Genomic DNA, 15144 nt, shown 5'->3' with positions numbered 1-15144 from the left:
TCTCTCTCCTTCCGCTTTCTAGTTAGTTTTGCCTACTGCCTGCCGATACTGCTGGTGAAGCCCTGAATCTGAAGCTGTGAAACCGTTGAACGTTGAAACCTAGAAATTGCCCTGCACCCAACGCTTGATACGCTCAAGCACCGGTGCCTTGGTTTCGTCGCTGTAACTGCTGTTGCCGACAATCCCGGACAGCGAAATGCCATCCGATTGTTTTTGCAGCCCGTACATCAACAGGCCTACGCCGGTTGAGTAGATCGGGTTGCGCACGACATCAGCGAGCCCTTTGACGCTGTGCGGTACGCCCAGGCGGACCGGCATGTGGAAGATTTCCTCGGCCAGTTCGACCGCACCTTCCATTTTCGCTGTGCCCCCGGTCAGCACGATGCCGGCCGGGATCAGGTCTTCGTAGCCGCTGCGGCGCAGTTCGGCCTGGATCAGGGTGAACAGCTCGTCGTAACGAGGCTCTACCACTTCGGCCAGGGCCTGACGCGACAGCTCGCGAGGTGGACGGTCGCCCACGCTCGGCACTTTGATGGTTTCGCCTGCACCGGCCAGTTTGGCCAGCGCACAGGCATAACGAATCTTGATTTCTTCGGCGTACTGGGTCGGAGTGCGCAACGCCATGGCGATGTCGTTGGTCACCTGATCACCCGCAATCGGAATGACCGCCGTGTGGCGAATGGCGCCTTCGGTGAAGATCGCGATGTCGGTGGTGCCGCCACCGATGTCCACCAGGCACACACCCAGTTCTTTCTCGTCATCGGTCAGCACGGAATACGCCGAGGCCAGCTGCTCGAGGATGATGTCGTCGACTTCCAGACCGCAGCGACGCACGCACTTCTCGATGTTCTGCGCCGCGTTCACTGCGCAGGTCACCACGTGGACCTTGGCTTCCAGACGTACGCCGGACATGCCCAGGGGCTCACGCACGCCTTCCTGGTTATCGATCACGTAATCCTGAGGCAGGGTGTGCAACACGCGCTGGTCGGCAGGAATGGCCACCGCCTGAGCAGCATCGAGCACACGCTCCAGGTCCGCAGAGCTGACTTCACGATCACGAATCGCCACGATGCCGTGCGAGTTCAGGCTGCGAATGTGGCTGCCTGCAACGCCCACGAATGCCGAGTGGATACGGCAGCCGGCCATCAGCTGAGCTTCTTCGATTGCGCGCTGGATCGACTGCACGGTCGACTCGATATTCACCACCACGCCCTTTTTCAGGCCGCGGGAGGGATGGGTACCGATACCCACGATTTCCAGCGAGCCATCGGCCGCGACTTCGCCTACCAGTGCCACCACCTTGGAGGTACCGATATCCAGCCCGACGATCATTTTGCCGCTTTGCACATTTGCCATGGTCCTGCCTCTTATCAATTCTTCGCGACGGCGGGTTTTTCCGTCGCCGGCGCTGCCTGTTCGCGCCAACCGACCGCAAGGCCGTTGGAGTAACGCAAGTCGACGCGCGCGATATTCGTTATTTGGTCTTTCAGCGTTTTGTCGTAAATCGCGATGAAGCGGCGCATTTTTTCGACAAGGTGGTCGCGTCCAAGCAACAATTCGATACCCGGGCCAGCACTACCGGCACCTGTTGTCAGGAACCAGCTGCCACGCTCGCGCAGTTCCAGGCGCACGATGGAGAAGCCCAGCGGGCGCAACATCTGACTCAACACCTGATACTGCTGCATCACCTGCTGCTGGGCCCGCTGCGGGCCGAACAACTGGGGAAGATGTTCGTAATTGGACAGTTCACGCGGTGTGAAAGCCTGCCCCTGGTTATTCAACAGCGCTTCATCGCCCCAACGGGCAACCGGCAATTGCTCTTCAAGACGAATCACTACCTGATCCGGCCATACACGACGGACCTCGGCGTGCGCGATCCATGGCATCTGCTCAAGCTCGGTGCGCATGGCCGCCAGATCGATCTTGAAAAAGCTCGACGCCACATAAGGCGCAATCCGCTGCTGCACAGCCTGCTGGCTGATGTAACTCAAATCGCCCTGCACGTTGATGCGGGTGATCGGGCGGTCGGCGTACGGCAGCAGACGCTGTGCCGCCTCATAAGTACCGAAGCCCAGAACCACCAACAGCACGGGCCAGAGCAGACGCTTCAGAAAACTGAAGTTGGCCTTGGGCAGGCGCGCCGACAAGGGCTCCTTGGCCACCATACGGCTGGCGCCGCGCGGCACCGGCTTGTTGCGGCCGGGTGCAGGTGGCTGAGGACGTGTCGACGGGCCGTACATGCCTTAACCCCTCGCCTGAACGCTGTCGGCCAGGATCGCCAACACCAGTTGTTGAAAATCCAGACCTGCCGCACGGGCCGCCATAGGCACCAGACTGTGATCGGTCATGCCCGGTACAGTATTGACTTCCAGTAACCAGAACTTGCCTTGTGCGTCCTGCATGACATCCGTGCGCGCCCACCCTGCAATGCCGATGGCTTCGCAAGCACGTGCTGCAAGTTGTTTGAGTTCCTGTTCCTGCGCATCGCCAAGTCCGCACGGAATCCGATACTGGGTATCGGACGCCAGGTACTTGGCATCGTAATCATAAAAACTGTGAGGAGTGCCCAGGCCGATGGGAGGCAACACCTGGCCACGCAGAGACGCCACAGTGAACTCAGGTCCCTGAATCCATTGTTCGACTAATACTTGCGAATCGTAGGTACTGGCGGCTTTCCAGGCGGCGATCAATTCATCGACGCTGTTCACCTTTGCCATACCGATACTTGAACCTTCATGGGCCGGTTTGACGATCAAAGGCAAGCCCAGTTCCGTCGCCGCGCAAATACAATCACTCTCGTTTTCAAGAACGGCATGCGCCGGTGTAGCAAGGCCGAGACTCTGCCAGACCTGCTTGGTGCGCAACTTGTCCATCGCCAGCGCAGAAGCCAGTACGCCACTGCCGGTATAAGGGATTTCCAGGCATTCCAGCAGGCCTTGCATGGTGCCGTCTTCACCGCCGCGTCCGTGCAGAACAATAAAGGCACGGTCGATTTTCTCGCTGACCAGTCGCTGCAGGAAGTCATCGCCCACATCGATGCCGAACGCATCCACACCAGCCTCGAGCAACGCGCCGAGCACGGCATTACCCGAGTTCAGCGAGACCGCACGCTCGGCACTCTTGCCACCGAAGAGCACGGCGACACGGCCGAAGCTTTTCGGCTCGAGTGTCGAGCGCAGGGACGACTGGGCAACGGCTGTCATTTCAGCTTCCCTTCGGTGGAGGCCACTTTGGCACCGGCGAACAGCGGGCTCTTGAGTAACTGCGGTGCGAGACCAGCGATGTCACCGGCGCCCTGACACAACAGGATGTCGCCGGCACGCAGCAACGGCTTGACCAGCGGCGCCAGCTCTACACCGCGTTCGATGTAGATCGGGTCCAGCTGGCCGCGCTGACGAATGCTGTGGCACAGGTTGCGGCTGTCCGCACCGGGAACAGGCTCTTCACCGGCCGGGTAGACTTCCATCAACAACAGAACATTGGCTTCGGCCAGGACCTGCACGAAGTCGTCGTACAGGTCACGGGTGCGGCTGAAACGGTGTGGCTGGTAAACCATTACCAGACGACGATCAGGCCAGCCGCCACGCACAGCGTTAATCACGGCTGCGACTTCGCGCGGGTGGTGACCGTAGTCATCGACCAGCATCACGTGACCACCGTCGACCGGCAGCTCGCCGTAAACCTGGAAGCGCCGACCGACGCCCTGGAACCCGGAAAGGCCCTGAACGATGGCCTCGTCGCTGACACCCTCATCAGTGGCGATGGCAATGGTCGCCAGCGAGTTGAGTACGTTGTGATTGCCGGGCATGTTCACCGACACATCCAGCGGCTCGCGGTCGCGGCGCAGTACGGTGAAGAAGGTCAGCATGCCGTCCTGACGCACATTGATTGCGCGTATATCGGCAGACTCGCTGAAGCCGTAGGTCAGCGTCGGACGCTTGACCAGCGGCAGAATCTCACGCACCACCGGGTCGTCGATGCACATGACTGCCAGCCCGTAGAACGGCAGGTTGTGCAGGAACTCGACGAAGGTCTTCTTCAGTTTGTTGAAGTCGCCTTCGTAGGTCGCCATGTGATCGGCGTCGATATTGGTGACCACTGCGACCAGAGGCTGCAGGTGCAGGAAGCTGGCGTCGCTTTCATCAGCTTCGGCAATCAGGTAACGGCTGGTGCCCAGCTGCGCATTGGTGCCTGCGGCGTTGAGACGGCCGCCAATCACGAAGGTCGGGTCCAGGCCGCCAGCAGCGAACACCGAGGCGATCAGGCTGGTGGTGGTGGTCTTGCCGTGCGTACCGGCAACGGCGATGCCGTGGCGATAACGCATCAGCTCGGCGAGCATCTCGGCACGCGGTACGACCGGGATGCGACGCTCCAGGGCAGTGGCCACTTCCGGGTTGGAGGTGTTGACGGCGCTGGACACCACCAGTACGTCGGCACCGATGGTGTTCTCGGCACGATGGCCGACAAAAATCTGCGCGCCGAACGATTCCAGGCGCTCAGTCACGGCCGAACCCTTCAGGTCGGAGCCCGAGACTTCGTAGCCCAGGTTCAACAACACCTCAGCGATCCCGCACATGCCTACGCCGCCGATACCGACGAAGTGGATACGACGGATACGGCGCATTTCAGGTTGTGGCATGGCGCGTTGATTCTCAACCATGGGCCACCTCCACGCAGACGTTGACGACGGTGCGGGTTGCATCAGGCTTGGCCAGGCTGCGTGCAGTGCGGGCCATGCTGTTTAATTGTTCGGGTTGCATCAAAACCTCTTTCAGGCGTGCTGCCATCTCGGCGGCGCCAGTTGTCGCTTGCGGCATGACGAAGGCTGCGCCTTCGCGAGCCAGATAGTCAGCGTTACGTGACTGATGGTCATCAATCGCGTGGGGCAGCGGTATCAGCAACGACGGCAGGCCGGCGGCGGCCAGTTCGCTGATGGTCAATGCGCCTGCGCGGCAGACCACCAGATCGGCCCAGCCATAGGCTTGGGCCATGTTCTGGATGAACGGCGCAACCTGCGCCTCGACGCCCACGTTGCGATAGCGCTCGGCGGTGACTGCGTCATGATTCTTGCCCGACTGATGAAAGACTTCGGGCTGGATGTCCTGAGGCAGCTGAGACAGCGCCTCGGGCAGTAATTTGTTCAACGGCTCCGCGCCCAGGCTGCCGCCCAGTACCAGCAGACGAGCCTTGCGTCCGGCCAGTGCCTGACGCGGTGTTTCCAGAAACAGCTCGACACGCACCGGGTTGCCGGTGGTGCGACGCTTGGACGAATCCGCAAAAGTGTTCGGGAACGCTTCGCACACCCGGCTGGCGAACGACGCCAGACTGCGGTTGGCGGTACCGGCCACGGCGTTCTGCTCGTGAATGATCAACGGTACGCCTGCCAGCTTCGCCGCCAGACCGCCGGGGCCAGTGACGTAGCCGCCAAAGCCGACCACGCAGACCGGTTTCACCTGACGCACGACTTTGCGTGCCTGCATCAGGGCCTTGAGCAACATCAAAGGCGCCTTGAGCAGCGACAAGCGGCCTTTGCCACGCAGACCGGTGACGTTGATCAGGTGCAGCGTCAGACCGGCCTGCGGTACCAGTTCGTTTTCGATACCGCGCGGCGTGCCCAGCCAGTGGACCTTGTAGCCGCGTGCCTGGAACTCGCGCGCGCAGGCCAGCGCCGGGAATACATGCCCGCCGGTCCCGCCCGCCATGATCAGCACGTTAGCGTCCATGGGGCGTCTCCTCGGCGAAGTCGCTTTCCTTGAACTCGGCCTCTTCACTGCCCATGTTGTTGCGCGATTCCCACTCGATGCGCAGCAGCAGCCCGAGGCTCGCGCAGCAGATCACCAGCGAGCTGCCGCCGTAGCTGAGGAACGGCAGGGTCAGGCCCTTGGTGGGTAGCAAGCCGACGTTTACACCAATGTTGATCAGGAACTGACCGATCCACAGGAACGACAGACCGTAGGCCACGTAGGCACCGAAGAACTGCTTGGCGCGCTCGGCCCACATGCCGATGTACATGCCGCGAATACTGACGAACAGGAACAGCGCGACGGTGATCAGCGAACCCACGACGCCCAGCTCTTCTGCAAGGACCGAGAACACGAAGTCGGTGTGCGCTTCCGGCAGATAGAACTGCTTCTGCACGCTGTTGCCCAGCCCGACGCCGAACCACTCGCCGCGACCGAAGGCGATCAGCGCCTGGGTCAATTGATAGCCGGAACCGAACTGGTCGGCCCACGGGTCGGTAAAGTTGGTCAGACGCGCCATCCGGTAAGGTTGGGCCTGGACCAGCACCACCACGGAAGCGACCGCCAGTACCACCATCAGCGAGAAGCGGAACAGGCCGACCCCGCCAAGAAACAGCATGGCCGCCGCCGCGCCCATCATGACCACGGTGGCACCGAAGTCAGGCTCCATGAGCAGCAGACCGGCCATCGGCAGCAGCACGATGAACGGCTTGAAAAAACCCATCCAGCTTTCGCGAACTTCCTGCTGCTGACGGATCAGGTAACCAGCAAGGAAGATCACCACAAACACCTTGGCGATTTCCGAGGGCTGCACGTTGAACGCGCCGAAGCCGATCCAGCGCATCGAACCGTTCACCTCACGCCCGATCCCAGGCACCAGTACCAGCAGCAACAGGCCGAACGCACCGAGCAGCATCATCCAGCCCAGGCGCTGCCAGGTGGCCACCGGAATCATCATGGTCACGCCGCAGGCACCCAGGCCGATCAGCAGATAAACCAGGTGACGGGTCATCATGTACAGCGTGTTGCCCGACTGCACTGCGGCCACTTCCGAAGAAGCCGAGGTAATCATTACCAGGCCAAGGCCGAGCAGCGCCAGGCAGCCGACCAGCATCGGGAAATCGAGGTCGATGCCGCGCCCGCTGATCAGTGGCGATGGATAAGGCTTGATCACACCGAAGATCATGACAAGCACTCCACTGCCTGCGCGAACACACGTCCGCGCTCTTCATAATTCTTGAACATGTCCAGACTGGCGCATGCAGGAGAAAGCAATACGGCGTCGCCACGTTGCGCCAGTTTTGCGCTGTGCTCGACAGCCGCCTGGACGGTATCGACACGCACCAGCGCAACGGCGTCGCCCAATGCCTGGGCAATCAGCTCGGCATCACGCCCAAGCAGTACCGCCGCGCGGCAATGCCTGGCGACTGGCGCACGCAAACCGCTGAAGTCAGCGCCTTTGCCATCGCCGCCGGCGATCAGCACCAGCTTGCCGTCGATATCCGAGCCCAGCCCTTCGATGGCAGCCAGTGCGGCACCGACATTGGTGGCTTTGGAGTCGTTGTAGTAATGAACGCCTTCGTGCTCGCGCAGCCACTGGCAGCGATGCTCCAGGCCGGTGAATTCACGCAGGCTGGCGAGCATGGCGTCGAACGGCAGGCCGACTGCATGCCCGAGCGCCAGGGCGGCAAGCGCGTTGGCCTGGTTGTGCGCACCGCGCACTTTCAGCTCACGCACCGGCATGAGGTTTTCAAACTGGAACGCCAGGTACTTTTCGCCGTTCTCTTCACGCAGGCCGAAACCATGGAAGTCGGGCTTGTTGAGGCCGAATGTCCAGCACGGCAGGCCTTCGCCAATCAGCGGACGGGACAGCGCATCCTGACGATTGACCACCACTTGCCGCGCGCCACGGAAAATCCGGTGCTTGGCCAAGTGGTAGGCAGGCAGGCCACTGTAGCGGTCCATGTGGTCTTCGCTGATATTCAGCACGGTCGCCACTTCAGCATTGAGCTGGTCGGTGGTTTCGAGCTGAAAGCTGGAAAGCTCCATCACGTACAGCTCGACATCGTCGCTGAGCAGGTCCAGCGCCGGAGTGCCGAGATTGCCGCCCACCGCCACACGCTTTCCAGCGGCAGCGGCCATCTCGCCGACCAGCGTGGTCACGGTGCTTTTTGCATTCGAGCCGGTAATGGCAATCACCGGCGCCTTCGCGTAACGCGCGAACAGTTCGATGTCGCCCGACAGTTTGACGCCGCGTGCGTGCGCCTGCTGCAGGGCCGGGGTCGCCAGGGCCAGACCGGGGCTGACATACAGCTCATCGGCACGGCAGAGGAAATCCACGTCCAGCTCGCCACAACGCACTTCCACCTGCGGATAGTCGCGACGCAAGGTCGCCAGCTCAGGAGGATTCTCCCGCGTGTCGGCCACAGCAAAGGACACGCCCTGGTTCGCCAGGAAGCGAACCAGAGACATGCCGCTTTTGCCTAGACCCACGACAATGCGGAAGCGGTCGGAAACGATCAGGGACACTCGTTCTACCTCAGTTTCAGCGTGGCAAGGCCAATGAGCACCAGAATCACGGTGATGATCCAGAAACGGACGATCACACGTGGCTCGGGCCAGCCTTTGAGTTCAAAGTGGTGGTGGATCGGCGCCATGCGGAATACGCGGCGGCCGGTAAGTTTGAAAGACGCAACCTGAATGACCACTGAAAGGGTTTCCATCACGAACACGCCGCCCATGATGAACAGGACCATTTCCTGACGAACGATCACCGCCATGGTGCCCAGCGCCGCGCCGAGCGCCAGCGCACCGACGTCGCCCATGAACACCTGCGCCGGATACGTGTTGAACCAGAGGAACCCCAGCCCGGCGCCAATCAGCGCGCCAGAAAACACAATCAGCTCGCCCGCCCCCGGCACGTAGGGAATCAGCAGGTATTCAGCGAATTTCACGTTACCTGACAGGTAGCAGAAGATGCCCAATGCACCGCCCACCATCACCGTTGGCATGATCGCCAGACCGTCCAGGCCGTCAGTCAGGTTGACTGCGTTGCTGGAGCCGACGATCACGAAATAGGTCAGTACGATGAAACCGATACCCAGCGGGATGCGCACATCCTTGAGCATCGGCACGATCAGCGTGGTTTCGGTTGCCGACGGCGCAGTCGTATAAAGGAAGATCGCGGCACAGAGGCCGAATACCGACTGCCAGAAATACTTCCAGCGGCTCGGCAGGCCCCGCGAATTCTTTTCGATCACCTTGCGGTAGTCATCGACCCAACCGATCGCGCCGAACAGGAAGGTCACCAGCAACACGACCCACACGTAACGGTTGCTCAGGTCAGCCCACAGCAGCGTACTGATACCAATGGACGACAGGATCAGCGCCCCGCCCATGGTCGGCGTGCCGGACTTGGACAGGTGCGACTGCGGACCGTCGTTACGCACCGACTGACCGATCTGACGCATCTGCAGGGTGCGGATCATCCACGGCCCCAGGCACAGCGACAGCGTCAGTGCAGTGAGCACGCCAAGAATCCCGCGCAATGACAGGTACTGAAAGACCGCGAAGCCTTTGTAGAACTGTTGTAAAAACTCGGCCAACAGCAGCAGCATTAATGTTTCTCCAGGCTAGAACCGCACAAGGCAGCCACGACGTGTTCCATCGCAGCGCTACGCGAGCCCTTGATCAGTAAAGTGGTATCGGGGTCCTGCTCGGCGCCCAGCGCCGCAATCAGTTCAGCCTGACTGGCAAAGTGGTAAGCGTGCTCGCCAAAGGCGCTGACGGCGTGAGTCATCAACGGGCCGACGGCATACAGCGCCGAGACCTTGCCAGCGGCATAGGCACCGACTTCGCGATGGCCCTGCTCGGCCCAGTCGCCCAGCTCGCCGATATCGCCCAGCACCAGTACGGTACGACCGGTGAAGCCGGTGAGGATGTCGACGGCCGCGTTGATCGAGGCAGGGTTGGCGTTGTAGGTATCATCAATGACGCGCGTGCCATTGCTGGCGATTTGCGCCACGGCACGGCCCTTGACCGGCTGCACGTTGTTCAGCCCGGTAACGATCCCTTCCAGCGGCACACCCATTGCGCAGCCGGCAGCCGCAGCGGCCAGGGCGTTGGAAACGTTGTGCGTGCCGAGCAGGTTCAGCTGAACCCGGGCGGTGCCGAGCGGGCTGTTGATGGTGAAAGCCGGGCAGCCCCGAGCATCACGACTGAGCTCGCTGGCGTACACATCCGCTGCAGAGTCGGTCAGTGCGAAGGTCAGGACATTGCGATTGCCGGCGCGCTTGCGCCAGATCGGGAACGCTTTGTCTTCCAGATTCAAGACTGCAGTGCCACCCGCGTCGAGACCTTCCAGAATCTCGCCCTTGGCTTCGACAATCCTGTCCGGGCCGCCAAACTCGCCAACATGGGCGGTGCCGGCGTTGGTAATCATCGCAACGTGCGGCTTGGCAAGGCTCACGGTGTAGGCAATCTCGCCAACCCGCGATGCACCCAGTTCGATCACAGCGGACGTGAATTCGGGAGCCAGTTCCAGCAGCGTCAGTGGAACGCCCAATTCGTTGTTCAGGTTGCCTCGGGTCGCCAGCACAGGGCCGCGCGTGCGCAGGATGCTCGCGAGCATCTCCTTGACCGTGGTTTTGCCACTCGACCCGGTGACGGCAGCAACCGGCCGGTCGACGAACGCATTGCGATTCATGGCACCCAGCTGGGCAAGTGCCTTGCGGGTATCCAGCACGAGCAGTTGCGGCAAGGCGGTGCCCTGCACTTCGCGCTCGACCAGAGCCCCGACCGCACCTTTGGCAGCCACTTGGTCGAGGTATTCATGACCGTCGAAACGCGGGCCGGTCAGGGCCACGAACAGTTGCCCAGGCTGGATGCCACGACTGTCGGTGCTCACGCCGGCAAAGCTGCAGTCGCCGCCGACCAGACGGGCGTCGAGTGGTACAACCAGTTCGCGGAAGGTCATTGGCTTAAGCATTCGCAGGCTCCCATACGGCAAGCGCACTGGCGGCTTCTTGCAAATCGGAGAACGGCTGCCGCTGACCGTTGATTTCCTGGTAGTCCTCGTGGCCCTTGCCAGCAAGCACCACCACGTCATCAGCATTGGCGCTGGCAATCAGCTCGGCAATGGCCTGACCGCGACCTTCGATGAAACGCACCTTGTCCGCAGCAACGAAGCCAGGGCGTATATCGTCAAAAATACTGACAGGCGATTCGGAGCGCGGATTGTCATCAGTGACCCATACGCCGTCGGCCAGACGCTCGACCACTCCAGCCATCAACGGACGCTTGCCACGGTCACGATCACCGCCGCAGCCGAACAGGCACAACAAGCGGCCCTTGGCGTGCGGGCGCAGTGCTTCAAGTACTTTTTCCAGCGCGTCCGGGGTGTGCGCGTAATCCACGACCACCAGAGGCTTGTCGGCACCCCCCAGACGCTGCATGCGTCCGACCGGGCCTTCGAGTTTCGGCAGCGCCTTGAGAATTTCGTCCAGCGCGTAATCCAGGCCCAGCAGCGCGCCGACCGCAGCCAGCACATTGCTCAGGTTGAAACGACCCAGCAGGCTGCTGCGCAGGAAATGCTCGCCCTGCGGCGTGACCAGCGTGGCACGCACGCCATCGTCATCGAACTTCGCATCGCGGCAATACAGGTAGGCCGAACTGTCCAGCTGGCTGTAGGTGATCAACCGCGACTCTTGTTTGACCGCGGCCAGTTCACGACCGAAGTCGTCATCCAGGTTGATCACCCGGCATTTCAGATCGGACCATGCGAACAGCTTCGCCTTGGCGGCAGCGTAGGCCTCCATGGTGCCGTGATAATCCAGATGGTCACGGGACAGATTGGTCAGCACCGCCACATCAAAGGCCAGCGCCGTAGCGCGTCCCTGATCAAGACCGTGGGACGAGACTTCCATCGCCACTGCGCGCGCACCGGCCTTTCTCAGGTCGGTCAGCGTCGCCTGCACGGCAATCGGGTCGGGCGTGGTGTGGCGACCGCTTTGCAGCGAGCCGTAGAAACCGGTGCCCAAGGTACCGACGATCCCGCAACGCTGGCCGAGGACATCAAGCGCCTGGGCCACCAGTTGGGTCACGCTGGTCTTGCCGTTGGTGCCGGTAACACCGACCAGATTCAGACTGCGGCTCGGATCGCCATAGAAGCGACCGGCGATGGCGGACAACTGCCCGGCGAGCCCCTTGACCGGGATCAGCGGCACGTCGGTGATCGGCAGCACGGTCGACCCTTCGACTTCATAGGCTACGGCAGCTGCGCCACGCTTGAGCGCGTCGGCGATATGCGCGCGGCCATCGACCTTGATGCCCGGCACTGCCAGAAACAGGTCGCCCGGGCGCACATTGCGGCTGTCGAGGGTCAACTCGCGAATCAGCGCATCGCGGTCGGTGTGAGCGAAAATCTTGCTCAGATTAAAGGCCATCAACCACGCCCTCCTTTGGCTGCCGGTGCGGCGTTGACTTGTTCAGGTGGCGCAAGGTTGTCCGGCGTCACGTTCATCAGACGCAACGTGCCGGACATGACCTTGCTGAATACCGGGGCCGAAACCAGACCACCGTAGTAACCACCCTTGCTCGGCTCGTCGATGACAACCACGATGGCGTAACGCGGGTTACTCATCGGGCCGAAACCGGCGAACAGCGAGCGATAGGAATTTTCCGCATAGCCCTTGGTGCCAATGGACGTCTTGCGCGCCGTACCACTCTTGCCGCCAACGTGGTAGGACGGCACACGGGCGCGATAGACGCCGCGTGGGTCCTCGATAACCTGCTGCAACATGCCTTGCAGGGTCTTCGCGGTTTTCTCAGGAATGGCCTGGGTCGACTCCGGCTCTTTATCTGTTTTCAGGATGGTCAACGGCACGATGCGGCCATTGTTGGCCAGCGCGCCGTAGGCATGCACCAGCTGCAAGGCCGTGACCGACAGACCGTAGCCATAGGACAGCGTGGCGGTTTCGGCCTTGCGCCATTCGCGGTAGTTGGGCAGGTTGCCGACGCGCTCGCCAGGGAAGCCGAGGCCGGTGTACTGACCGAAACCGACGCGCTGCATGGCACGGAAGATCGCCTCACCGCCCACATCAAACGCAACCTTGCTCATGCCGACGTTACTGGAGTTGATCAGAATGCCGGTCAGATCGAGGATCGGGCCTTCGGTCTTGGTCACGTCACGAATCGTGTATTTGCCGATCTGCAGGGTGCCCGGATAAACCTCGACCTTGTCGGTCGGCTTCCAGCGGCCACTGTCCAGCGCTGCGGTCATGGAGATCGGCTTCATGGTCGAACCGGGTTCGAACACGTCGATGATGGCCCGGTTGCGCATGGCGGCAGGCACCATGGTGCGACGGTTGTTCGGGTTATAGGTCGGCTGGTTGACCATCGCCAGAACCTCACCGGTCTTGACGTCCATGATCACCATGCTGCCGGCCTTGGCCTCGTTCTCGACGATGGCATTGCGCAGTTCACGGGTCGCCAGGTACTGCAGGCGCAGGTCAATAGACAAAGCCAAGGTCTTTCCGGCCTTGGCATTCTTGGTGACCTGAACATCCTTGATCAGTCGGCCGCGCCGGTCCTTGATGACCTGACGCTTGCCGGGCACACCGGCGAGCCAGTCGTCATAGGCCAGCTCGACGCCTTCCCGGCCATGGTCGTCAAGGTCGGTAAAGCCGACCATGTGTGCAGTGACATCGCCGGCCGGATAAAAGCGGCGGAACTCTTCGATGCCGTAAACGCCGGGCACTTTCAGATCGATGACCGACTGACCCTGTTCCGGCGTGAGGCCACGGACCAGGTAGATGAATTCCTTGTTCGCCTGCGAGTCCAGACGCTCAGTCAATGCCTTGAGATCCTGACCCAGCGCGGCGGCCAGCATCGGCCACTTGGACTTGTCCTGCTGCATTTCACGCGGGTTGGCCCACAGCGTGGTCACCGGCGTACTGACGGCCAGCGGCTCGCCGTTACGGTCGGTGATCAGACCACGGTGCGCCGGAATAGGGATATGCCGAAGGCTGCGTGCATCGCCCTGCTCCTTGAGAAAGGTATGGTCGATGACCTGCAGGTCGACGATGCGCCAGCAAATGGCGAGCACGAGGGACACCAGCAGCCCTACGACTACGCGAAAGCGCCACGGATAAAGAGCGCCATCGAGCTTCATCATGGCGCCACCATCCGCACTTCGGCAGCGCTCGGGATGCGCATCTTCAGCTGTTCGGTGGCCAGAGTTTCGATACGGCTATGCGCAGTCCAGGTGCTCTGCTCAAGAATCAGCCGGCCCCACTCTGCCTGCGCCTTGTCGCGCACGCTCATTTCCGAATACAGCGAGTTGAGCAGTTGACGATTCCAATGTGCACTATAGGAAACGCCAATCGCCGAAATCAGGACAGCAATGAACAGCAGCAGCATAATGAAACTGCCGCCGGGCAGAGGCTTCAGAAACAGACGGCTCACCTGAGCTTCTCCGCTACACGCATGACAGCACTGCGCGAGCGCGGGTTGGCTTTGGTTTCGGCATCCGAGGCGAATTGAGCCTTGCCGTGAATTTTGATTTTCGGTTCGAACGGTTTGAACTGGATCGGCAGATTGCGCGGCATGTTGTCGGCTTCGCCCTTGGCGAGCTTGCGCATGAACAGCTTGACGATGCGATCTTCCAGCGAATGAAAGCTGATGACGACCAGACGGCCACCCACTTCCAGCACATCCAGTGCCGCTTCAAGGCCGGCTTCCAGATCGCCCAGTTCATTGTTTACGTGAATACGCAGGCCCTGAAAGGCACGCGTTGCCGGATTCTTGCCCTTTTCCCAGGCAGGGTTGGCGACCTTGAGCACTTCTGCCAGATCGGCTGTGCGCTCGAAAGGCTGGACTTCGCGACGCGCAACGACCGCATTGGCCATCCGCTTGGCAAACCGCTCTTCGCCGTATTCCTTGAAGACGCGGGCAATTTCTTCAGCCGGTGCAGTTGCGATGAACTCGGCGGCGCTTACGCCACGGGCGGGGTCCATGCGCATATCCAGAGGACCGTCGTTCATGAAGCTGAAACCGCGCTCTGGATCATCCAGCTGCGGGGACGACACGCCCAGATCCAGCAGAATGCCACTGACCTTGCCGGCCAAACCGCGCTCCTGAGTTTCGGATCCCAATTCGGCAAAGCTGCGCTGCACAATGACAAAGCGGCCGTCTTCGGCCGCTAGCGCTTGCCCGGTGGCAATCGCTTGAGGGTCCTTGTCGAATCCCAGAAGCCGACCATCGGGGCCCAGCTGGCTGAGTATCAGACGACTATGCCCGCCACGTCCGAACGTGCCGTCCAGATAGCAGCCATCGGCGCGCACCGCGAGAGCCTCCACGGCTTCTTCAAGCAGCACGGTGATGTGGGTAAAGCCGCTATTCATAG

Annotated in this window: 13 protein-coding genes; all 13 read right to left on the bottom strand. The window is 61.4% G+C overall.

Annotated elements, in window-relative coordinates:
- Positions 1-99: 99 nt before the first annotated feature.
- The 13 genes from ftsA to rsmH are packed head-to-tail and all read right to left on the bottom strand — an operon-like array spanning position 100 to position 15142.
- Positions 100-1356 carry a cell division protein FtsA gene (gene ftsA / locus QRN50_RS10975; RefSeq protein WP_003364017.1) on the bottom strand — a complete coding sequence of 419 codons (1257 nt, stop codon included), beginning with the start codon at positions 1354-1356 and terminating at the stop codon, positions 100-102.
- Positions 1357-1370: 14 nt separating this feature from the next.
- Entirely contained in the window at positions 1371-2240 is an 870-nt protein-coding gene (locus tag QRN50_RS10970; RefSeq protein WP_003395370.1) for a cell division protein FtsQ/DivIB, read from the bottom strand.
- 3 nt (positions 2241-2243) lie between these two features.
- Positions 2244-3203 (bottom strand): D-alanine--D-alanine ligase, encoded by a 960-nt coding sequence (locus QRN50_RS10965; RefSeq protein ID WP_003406011.1) that lies wholly within the window; start codon positions 3201-3203, stop codon positions 2244-2246.
- Entirely contained in the window at positions 3200-4660 is a 1461-nt protein-coding gene (gene murC / locus QRN50_RS10960; protein ID WP_003406013.1) for a UDP-N-acetylmuramate--L-alanine ligase, read from the bottom strand. Before murC ends, QRN50_RS10965 begins: the two co-directional genes overlap by 4 nt.
- A complete protein-coding gene (murG, locus tag QRN50_RS10955; protein WP_003406015.1) occupies positions 4653-5723 on the bottom strand; it encodes an undecaprenyldiphospho-muramoylpentapeptide beta-N-acetylglucosaminyltransferase in 1071 nt (356 codons plus the stop codon). Before murG ends, murC begins: the two co-directional genes overlap by 8 nt.
- Complete coding sequence (gene ftsW, locus QRN50_RS10950; protein WP_003406017.1) at positions 5713-6927, bottom strand: putative lipid II flippase FtsW; 1215 nt, start codon at positions 6925-6927, stop codon at positions 5713-5715. Before ftsW ends, murG begins: the two co-directional genes overlap by 11 nt.
- On the bottom strand, positions 6924-8270 hold the full coding sequence (murD, locus tag QRN50_RS10945) for a UDP-N-acetylmuramoyl-L-alanine--D-glutamate ligase (RefSeq protein WP_024643108.1): 1347 nt from the start codon (positions 8268-8270) through the stop codon (positions 6924-6926). Before murD ends, ftsW begins: the two co-directional genes overlap by 4 nt.
- 5 nt (positions 8271-8275) lie before the next feature.
- Positions 8276-9358, bottom strand: coding sequence for a phospho-N-acetylmuramoyl-pentapeptide-transferase (mraY, locus tag QRN50_RS10940; RefSeq protein WP_003313553.1), 1083 nt, complete (start codon positions 9356-9358; stop codon positions 8276-8278).
- Positions 9358-10728 (bottom strand): UDP-N-acetylmuramoyl-tripeptide--D-alanyl-D-alanine ligase, encoded by a 1371-nt coding sequence (locus QRN50_RS10935; RefSeq protein ID WP_058398859.1) that lies wholly within the window; start codon positions 10726-10728, stop codon positions 9358-9360. The genes mraY and QRN50_RS10935 overlap by 1 nt, the downstream gene beginning before the upstream one ends.
- On the bottom strand, positions 10721-12184 hold the full coding sequence (locus tag QRN50_RS10930; protein WP_024638353.1) for a UDP-N-acetylmuramoyl-L-alanyl-D-glutamate--2,6-diaminopimelate ligase: 1464 nt from the start codon (positions 12182-12184) through the stop codon (positions 10721-10723). Before QRN50_RS10930 ends, QRN50_RS10935 begins: the two co-directional genes overlap by 8 nt.
- Positions 12184-13911, bottom strand: coding sequence for a peptidoglycan D,D-transpeptidase FtsI family protein (locus tag QRN50_RS10925; RefSeq protein ID WP_010427469.1), 1728 nt, complete (start codon positions 13909-13911; stop codon positions 12184-12186). The genes QRN50_RS10930 and QRN50_RS10925 overlap by 1 nt, the downstream gene beginning before the upstream one ends.
- The gene (ftsL, locus tag QRN50_RS10920; protein WP_003340690.1) at positions 13911-14204 is read right to left on the bottom strand and encodes a cell division protein FtsL; all 294 of its coding nucleotides are present in this window, start codon (positions 14202-14204) and stop codon (positions 13911-13913) included. Before ftsL ends, QRN50_RS10925 begins: the two co-directional genes overlap by 1 nt.
- Positions 14201-15142 carry a 16S rRNA (cytosine(1402)-N(4))-methyltransferase RsmH gene (rsmH, locus tag QRN50_RS10915; protein ID WP_080397868.1) on the bottom strand — a complete coding sequence of 314 codons (942 nt, stop codon included), beginning with the start codon at positions 15140-15142 and terminating at the stop codon, positions 14201-14203. Before rsmH ends, ftsL begins: the two co-directional genes overlap by 4 nt.
- Between the last annotated feature and the right edge of the window lie 2 nt (positions 15143-15144).

Origin of the sequence: Pseudomonas sp. MEJ108 (genome assembly GCF_030208985.1) — a bacterium.
In the GTDB taxonomy this organism is placed as follows: domain Bacteria; phylum Pseudomonadota; class Gammaproteobacteria; order Pseudomonadales; family Pseudomonadaceae; genus Aquipseudomonas; species Aquipseudomonas fragariae.
The sequence above is the reverse complement of the archived record's forward strand: the minus strand, read 5'-3'. Positions and strand labels throughout refer to the sequence as shown.